General features: G+C 61.0%; 7 protein-coding genes. 4 read left to right on the top strand and 3 right to left on the bottom strand.

The features are described from left to right. Positions 1-40: 40 nt before the first annotated feature. Positions 41-1366, bottom strand: coding sequence for an ATP-binding protein (locus AABM54_RS17375; RefSeq protein WP_347901231.1), 1326 nt, complete (start codon positions 1364-1366; stop codon positions 41-43). After that, entirely contained in the window at positions 1363-2043 is a 681-nt protein-coding gene (locus tag AABM54_RS17380; protein ID WP_347901232.1) for a response regulator, read from the bottom strand. The genes AABM54_RS17375 and AABM54_RS17380 overlap by 4 nt, the downstream gene beginning before the upstream one ends. Positions 2044-2297: 254 nt before the next feature. On the opposite strand from AABM54_RS17380, the gene AABM54_RS17385 reads away from it, so the two are divergent. The 4 genes from AABM54_RS17385 (at position 2298) to dsbG (ending at position 6522) form a co-directional block, all read left to right on the top strand. After that, entirely contained in the window at positions 2298-3044 is a 747-nt protein-coding gene (locus tag AABM54_RS17385) for a hypothetical protein (protein ID WP_347901233.1), read from the top strand. A gap of 132 nt (positions 3045-3176) precedes the next feature. Next, on the top strand, positions 3177-4913 hold the full coding sequence (gene dsbD / locus AABM54_RS17390) for a protein-disulfide reductase DsbD (protein ID WP_347901234.1): 1737 nt from the start codon (positions 3177-3179) through the stop codon (positions 4911-4913). Next, on the top strand, positions 4913-5779 hold the full coding sequence (locus AABM54_RS17395) for a TlpA disulfide reductase family protein (protein ID WP_347901235.1): 867 nt from the start codon (positions 4913-4915) through the stop codon (positions 5777-5779). The genes dsbD and AABM54_RS17395 overlap by 1 nt, the downstream gene beginning before the upstream one ends. Next, on the top strand, positions 5755-6522 hold the full coding sequence (gene dsbG, locus AABM54_RS17400; RefSeq protein WP_347901237.1) for a thiol:disulfide interchange protein DsbG: 768 nt from the start codon (positions 5755-5757) through the stop codon (positions 6520-6522). Before AABM54_RS17395 ends, dsbG begins: the two co-directional genes overlap by 25 nt. 39 nt (positions 6523-6561) lie before the next feature. On the opposite strand, the gene AABM54_RS17405 is transcribed toward dsbG, so the two are convergent. Beyond that, positions 6562-7617, bottom strand: a complete 1056-nt coding sequence (locus AABM54_RS17405; RefSeq protein ID WP_347901238.1) for a hypothetical protein — start codon at positions 7615-7617, stop codon at positions 6562-6564. Positions 7618-7681: the final 64 nt, after the last annotated feature.

The raw sequence follows: 7681 nt of genomic DNA on the forward strand, positions 1-7681 counted from the left end.
GACGTTACATTTAGTGTGCAGCACGCAACGGTGCGCCGGTTTAAACCGACTGCAACGGCATGCTCAACTCCACCCGCAAGCCATCGGCCCGACTGTCGAAGTGCAGTGCGCAACCGCAACGCTGAACAATCGCCTGCACAATCGCCAGGCCCAAACCACAACCGGTGCTGGAGCCATTGCGCCAGAAACGCTGGGTCAGGTGTTGCAGGTCACTTTCGGGAATCCCCGGCCCGTGGTCGCGAACCTCGAAACGCACCCGGTTGCCGACGGTTTCCAGCGTCAATTCGACCGCCGCATCCGCTGGCGTATGGCGCAGGGCGTTGTCCAGCAGGTTGCGCAACGCGGCAATCGACAACACGGCAGGCATCTGCACCGGTGCCTGGGAAACATTCGCCGGCAGGTGCAACTTGATCCGCTGGCGGTCGCCACTGGCGGCATCCTGAATCGCCAGCCGCGCCACTTGCTCAGCGCTGCATTGCACACCGTCGTCGAACGACAGGCTGCCCTCTACCCGCGCCAGCAACAGCAATTGCTCCAGTGTGCGGTGCATGCGGTCGGCGCCCTCCTCGGCCCGCGCCAGCGACTGATCGCGGGCCGCGCCGTCGGTCATGCGGGCCACTTGTAAATGGGTCTTGATCGCCGTCAAGGGGCTGCGCAGCTCATGGGCGGCATCACCGGTCAGGCGCCGTTCGCGTTCAAGGGTCCGGCCAATGCGCTGGAGCAGTTGATTCTGGGTTTCCAGCAACGGCTTCAACTCACTCGGCAGCGGCTGGATCTGAAGCGGCTCAAGGGAGTCGGCGCTGCGGCGCATCAAGGCGTCACGCATGCGATTGAGCGGCGCCAGCCCCTGGCCGATGCCCAGCCACAACAGCCACAGGCAACCGAGCAGCGCCACACCCACCGGCACCGAGGCGGCCAGTAACACCGACATGTTCAAGGCTTCACGCTCCACTTGCCGGTCGGCGGTGGTAATGCGCAGATCGCCACGCGCCAGGGTGAAACTGCGCCAGCGCGCGCCGTCGATCATCTGGTCGTGGAAGCCCATTTTTTCGGCTTCCAGGGTTTGCTCTGGCGTGCTGTGGCTACGCGCCAGAATCTCGCCACGCAAGGAACTGACCTGACAGGCCATACCCCCTGGAATGTTCAGTTGTTCGGCACTGAAATGCGTGCCCTCGCCCTTGCTCGGCAACGCTGGCAATTGCTCCAGCAACCCGGCGACCATCCGTGCCGATGCCACCAACCGCTGGTCGAGGGAAAACATCATTTGATTGCGCAAGTCGCTGAGCATCCAGGCCGCCGCCAGCGCCCAGATCAGCGCAAACGCGGCGCCCAGCGTCAGGCTCAGGCGCAAACGCAAACTCATCACTTCGAGTGTTCTCCATCGTCAGCCGGCCCGAGACGGTAACCCAGGCCGCGCACCGTTTCGACGATGCCGTTGCCGAGTTTGCGCCGCAAGTGATGGATGTGGACGTTGAGGGCGTTGCTCTCCAGTTCATCGTTGAAACCGTAGACGCTGTCCTTGAGTTGTTCGGTCGACAGCACCCGACCACGGTTATGCAGCAACGCCTGCAACAGTGATTGCTCACGCCGCGACAGATCGACCGGCTGGCCACCGAGCAACGTTTCCCGGCTGCTGGGATCGTAGGTCAGCGCGCCGTGTTCGATCAGGTTCACGCTGCGCCCCGCGACCCGTCGCAACAGCGTATGCAGGCGCGCCGCGAGTTCACGCAGGTCGAAGGGCTTGAGCAGGTAATCGTCGGCGCCGGATTGCAGGCCGTCGACCCGGTCAGTCACCGAGTCCCGCGCCGTGAGGATCAGCACTGGAATCTCCAGGCCATGATGGCGCAACTGCTGAAGCAGCTTCAGACCGTCCTCGTCGGGCAACCCCAGGTCGAGCACCATCACATCGAATTCGGCAACCTTGAGCATCGCCCGTGCAGCCGACGCCGTGGCGACATGTTCCACCGTCAGGCCCTGGGCCGTGAGACCGGCAACGATACCGCTGGCGATCAGTTCATCGTCTTCGCAAACCAGTACGTGCATGGGGGACCTTCGCAAAAATGTGAATTAAACCGATCCCTGATTAACACAGGATTATTCCCTGCGCGAGTATTTGCGTCCATGTACATATGCACCGCACAGCGCTCCGCGCGCCTCCCTACTCTGTGTGTGCACCCTCAATTTATCCACTCACACAAATCTTGACCATTCAGCACGCTGAAAGCCCTGATGACGCAAGTCGAACAACACACACCTGACGCTCGGACAACACCCATTAAGCCAAAAGGAATTAGCTAATGCCTGCAATGAACAATTTTGTCGCCGTCGACTGGCGCTCAAGCAAAGACCGTTTGTATTTTTTCTTCAAAGACTCCAACAGATTTTCCCGCTTCAACATCAGTGACAATGAGGTTCCCGCGGGATATCCGACCGCTGTAACCAATAGCAACTGGAAAAGCTTTCACGAGCATGCAAAAAACCTGCGCTTTGGGTTCACCACGACTGGCATGGGCATAGATGGAAATTCTGACTTTGAACTGGATATTCTTTGGCTGTTCTATGACAAGGACGGCACACCCTTTGTTTGCGCGTACGACCAAGATAATGACAAGCCGATCTCATACACCTCCGTTGAGAGTTCGATATGGAAATCAATAGCGCCATACTACGACCGCATCATCGCGGGAACATGGCGGGAAGACCTGTCCGACAAGCGATTCAGCTTTATCTTGAATGATGGAAAATTACTTGACCTACAGTGGAAAACGATGCATGTCGAGTCAGGCCAGCAAAGTGTAAGAGTATATACCGGAGACACAAAAACACGGATCGAACCCATTACAGAGGCTACCTGGCCGGGCATGACGCCTTACAAAAACCGAATAATCACGGCCGTGCAAAACGATCGAATCTTGAATGATAACTACTGGTACATTTTCCTCACCGACAACGAATACATCACCTACAACCTCCCGGAGAAACGGATCGAATACGGTCCATTAAAAATCAACAACACCACTTGGCCTGGATTGTTGCGAGACTAAGCATTCGTGGGTGCCCGTCTCTGAAGAGCCGGGTCAAAAACGCTCAATCGTATAGCCAGGCGGCGGTTAATCATCGGTTAATCGCCGCCCGCCATTGTGCACCTCACTTGTACCGGGATAAGGCTCCCCCCCATGCGTCGACTGTTTCTGCTGTTTGTATTTTTCATCGCCAGCGCGGCCCAGGCGGGGTCCAATCCGTTCGAATCCAAACCCGAGTTTCTGCCGGTCGGCAAAGCGTTCGTGTTGACGTCCGAACGCCTGGCGTCAGGTGAACACCAGCTCTTCTGGCAGATCGCCGACGGTTACTACCTGTACCAGCAACGGCTGAGATTCGACGGCCTGAGCCAGCCTCACACTCCGCCGTTGCCTGACGGCGAAGCCCACAGTGACGAGTTTTTCGGTGAACAGCAGGTTTATCGCCAGGGCCTGGAACTGAAGATTCCCGCAGGTGCCAACGGTCAGATCAAGGTGGGGTTTCAAGGCTGTGCCGACGCCGGTTTGTGTTACCCGCCGCAAACCCAAGTCATCGATCTGGGGGGCATAACGGCAGCGTCCAACCCCGATGAAGCACCCGATCAGGCATTGGCCAGTGGCTTGCAACAACGGGCGCTGGGCTGGAGCCTGCTGGTGTTCTTTGGCCTGGGGCTGTTGCTGGCCTTCGCTCCCTGCTCCTTGCCCATGCTGCCGATTCTCGGTGGCTTGATCGTCGGCAGCGGTGCCAGCGCAAGACGTGGTTTTGCCCTGGCCGGCAGCTATGTGGTGAGTATGGCGCTGGTGTATGCGGCGCTGGGCGTACTGGCCGCGCTGCTCGGGGCCAACCTGGCGGCGTTGCTGCAAAACGCCTGGCTGCTCGGCAGCTTCGCCCTGGTGTTTGTGCTGTTGTCGTTGCCGATGTTCGGTTTCTTCGAAATGCAATTGCCGGTCGCGCTACGTGATCGGCTGGAAAACGTCAGCCGCCAGCAGCGCGGTGGCAGCCTGCTGGGGGCCGGCGCACTCGGGGCCTTGTCCGGGTTGCTGGTCGGCCCGTGCATGACCGCCCCGCTCGCCGGCGCTTTGCTCTACATCGCCCAAAGCGGCAATGCGCTGCACGGCGGCTTGATCCTGTTCGCCATGGGCATCGGTATCGGCTTGCCCTTGTTGCTGCTGGTGACTGTCGGCAATCGTTTCCTGCCCAAACCGGGAACGTGGATGAACCTGCTCAAGGGCGTGTTCGGTTTCCTCTTCCTCGGCACGGCACTGGTGATGGTGCGGCCGGTGCTCGACGAATCGTTGTGGGTCGGCTTATGGGGCGCGCTGTTGCTGATCATCGCCTACAGCGCCTGGCGCCAGACCGCCGGTTTCGGCCGCTCGGCCCATCTGTTCGGCGCCACGGCGTTGCTATCCGGACTGTGGGGCAGCCTGTTGGTCATCGGCGCAGCGGGGGGCAGCGATGACCTGCTCAAACCGTTGCAGGTGTACCGCGCAACCGGTTCGATGAATACCGCCGCCCCGACCGCTCACGATGCCTTCATCACCGTCAAGGACCCGGCCGCGCTGCAACGTGAGCTCGACACCGCCCGCGCCCAGGGCCAGTGGGTGTTGCTGGACTACTACGCCGACTGGTGCGTGTCGTGCAAGATCATGGAGAAACAGGTGTTCGGCAACGCTCAGGTTTTGGCGGCATTAAGCGATGTACGCTTGCTGCGCCTGGACGTCACCGCCGACAATGCCGCCAGCCGTGAGCTGCTCGGGCGCTATCAAGTGCCGGGGCCACCGAGTCTGTTGTGGATTGGTGGCGACGGCATCGAGCGCCGCAGTCAACGCATCACCGGCGAGGTGGATGCCAAGACTTTCCTCCAACGCTGGACCGTCACCCGGGATGCCCGTTAATGCTGACCTTTACCCTCGGCACCTTTGCCATCGCCTTGAATCACTTGCTGCTGATCAGTGCGCTGGCGTTGGCGACGTTCGTCGGCTGGCGGGTCGCCAAGCGCGGTGGCGAGAACCCCGAGTCGGTGCTGTTCGGCCTGTTCCTGCTGGGCATGCTCGCCGCACGGGTCGGTTTTGTATTCGCCTACTGGACCCACTACCGCGATGACCCATGGCAAATCATCGACCTGCGCGACGGCGGTTTCCTGCCGTGGGCCGGGGTCATCGTGTTGCTGCTCGGCACCGTGCTCTGGGGCTGGCGCCGCCCGGCGGTGCGCAAGCCGCTGGGGTTCGGGGTCGCCAGCGGTTTGCTGTTCTGGCTGCTGGCCAGCCTGTCGTTGAGCGTCTATGAAAGAGGTACGCGCCTGCCGGAGATTGCCCTGCGCAATGCGGCCGGCGAAACCGTGCAACTGGCCGATTATCAGGGCGGGCCGTTGGTCATCAACCTGTGGGCCACCTGGTGCCCGCCGTGCCGACGGGAAATGCCGGTGCTGGAAAACGCCCAGCAAGAACGCCCGGACCTGACCTTCCTGTTCGTCAACCAGGCCGAAAGCATGCAAAGCGTCAGCACGTTCCTCGCCACCCAGGGCCTGAGCCTTTCCAACGTGCTGTTCGATGGCGGCGGCCGATTGGGTCAGGCTGTCGGCTCCATGGCATTACCGACTACGCTGTTCTACAGCGCCGAGGGTCGTCTGCTCGGCAGCCACTTGGGCGAGTTGTCGGAAGCCAGCCTGGCCCGCGCCCTGGAAAACTTTGATTCCCCGACCTCGGCCACGCAGGCCGCCCCTTCAAGGAAACTGCCATGCCCTTCATCCGCCACCTGCTGAGCCTTGCGCTCGGCGCTGCGCTGCTGCAAATCCCCGTGGTGCAGGCCGAAGAACTGCCTGCCGCGATCCGCAAGATAGAAGCCAAGGGCGCGAAAATCGTCGGCAGTTTCGACGCCCCGGATGGTCTGCGCGGTTATGCGGCGCAGTACCAGAACCGAGGCATGACCCTGTACCTGACGCCCGACGGCAAGCATGTGCTGCTCGGCAGCCTGTACGACGCCGAGGGCAAGGACCTGAGCGCCGCACCGTTGCAAAAACTGGTGTACGCACCGATGGCCAAGGCAGTCTGGTCGAAGATGGAAGCGAGCAACTGGATCGCAGACGGCAATAAAGACGCGCCACGGGTGGTGTACCTGTTCAGCGACCCGAACTGCCCTTACTGCAACATGTTCTGGGAACAGGCGCGGCCGTGGGTCAAGGCTGGCAAAGTGCAGTTGCGGCACATCATGGTCGGCATCATCCGTGAAGACAGCCCCGGCAAATCGGCGGCCCTGCTGGCCAGCAAAGACCCGCAAAAGGCTCTTCAGGAACACGAGCAGGCCGGCAAGGGCAGCTCGCTCAAGCCCCTGAAAACCATTCCCGCCGACATCAAGGCCAAACTCGACGCCAACATGAAGTTGATGGAAGAACTCGAGTTGTCCGCCACCCCGGCGATTTTCTACATGGACGACAAAGGTGAGCTGCAACAGCAGCAAGGTGCGCCGTCGCCCCAAGCCCTGACGAAGATTCTCGGGCCGGCCTGACCCTCAGCCCGATGCTCCCGCGCAGGTGCGTGGGAGTGCTCAGCACTCACACGGCTGACAGCGCTCGAGGATGTCTTGCAGATCGTCCGTTGCCCCCTGCTCGTGCAAGAACCGGGTGACTTCGTCGCGCCACTCGCGGTCCGACGCAATGCCGGCCCAGGTGTGGGTGCCGGCCCAGTGATACGGGCGATCATCGAAGGTGTTGATCAGCGCCTGATTCAGCACCTTCACATCAAAGTTCGGGTTCTTGTCGCTTTGCACCATCAATGAGCTGAACACCTTCTGCTGCGCATCGCCGTTGCGCCGCACCTGCTGGGCCTTGGTGGAACTCAAGACAATAAACGACGGCTGGACGTTCTCGGCCATGGCGGCCTGCAACCGGTAGTGCCCGTCGATAATCACGCAGGAACACAACCCACCGACGTACCACAGCAGGATCGGCGGCAAGCTGCCTTCGCGCGCTTTCTTGCGCCACCACTTCAGGCGCCCGGCGAGCGGGTCTACCGAATGCAGGCCGATCACCGGCCCCAGGCTCCAATCGAGCCACTGCACCGGTTGCGGCTGCACGTTATCAAGAATGCCTTCGCTGTACAGCGACCACTGCGGCAAATGACTGGAGATTTCCTCCTGCGTCGAGAAATACCAACCGCTCACGCCCTCGTCACGTTTCCAGCGTGTCGCGGTAGACAGCATCGGCCGCGCCACCCAGTACCCGGGATAGAGGAAATCCGGCTGGTGGTCCATCAACTGCTGGATGAAGTAGCGGCTCCAGGCCTTGATGCGCTGCTCGGGCGGCAAGCTGGCGTGGTGTTCGACATCCGCTGAGCCAATCGCTGGCACCGGCAGAAAATCCCGTTGCGCAGGCTGATGGTTTCGCACCAGCCAGGCACCGTAATACGAGGTGGCGATGGTCCCCCAGAGTAACGGGACGTCATTGAGCATCAACTTCAGCCGGCTGTTGTTGCCGGTCAGCAAATGCAGCGGCGGCTTGCCCTGCCTCGGGCGGCTGACGTCAATGCCCAGCCCGCCCCACTGTCCCTGTCGATCTTCAAGATCGCGCCAGAAGAATTGTTCCACGATAGTCCCTTGATTCATGCCGTAAACCGCGAGGCCCGACAACGCGTGTCAACCGCGTTGTCGGGCCTCGGTTAATCCGGCG

It is taken from the genome of Pseudomonas purpurea (assembly GCF_039908635.1).
GTDB classification, from domain to species: domain Bacteria; phylum Pseudomonadota; class Gammaproteobacteria; order Pseudomonadales; family Pseudomonadaceae; genus Aquipseudomonas; species Aquipseudomonas purpurea.

Excerpts from the sequence above, each read along its gene's own strand:
- AABM54_RS17380 (WP_347901232.1), bottom strand. The coding sequence starts at position 2,043 with ATGCACGTACTGGTTTGCGAAGACGATGAACTGATCGCCAGCGGTATC.
- AABM54_RS17385 (WP_347901233.1), top strand. The coding sequence starts at position 2,298 with ATGCCTGCAATGAACAATTTTGTCGCCGTCGACTGGCGCTCAAGCAAA.
- dsbD (WP_347901234.1), top strand. The coding sequence starts at position 3,177 with ATGCGTCGACTGTTTCTGCTGTTTGTATTTTTCATCGCCAGCGCGGCC.
- AABM54_RS17395 (WP_347901235.1), top strand. The coding sequence starts at position 4,913 with ATGCTGACCTTTACCCTCGGCACCTTTGCCATCGCCTTGAATCACTTG.
- dsbG (WP_347901237.1), top strand. The coding sequence starts at position 5,755 with ATGCCCTTCATCCGCCACCTGCTGAGCCTTGCGCTCGGCGCTGCGCTG.
- AABM54_RS17405 (WP_347901238.1), bottom strand. The coding sequence starts at position 7,617 with ATGAATCAAGGGACTATCGTGGAACAATTCTTCTGGCGCGATCTTGAA.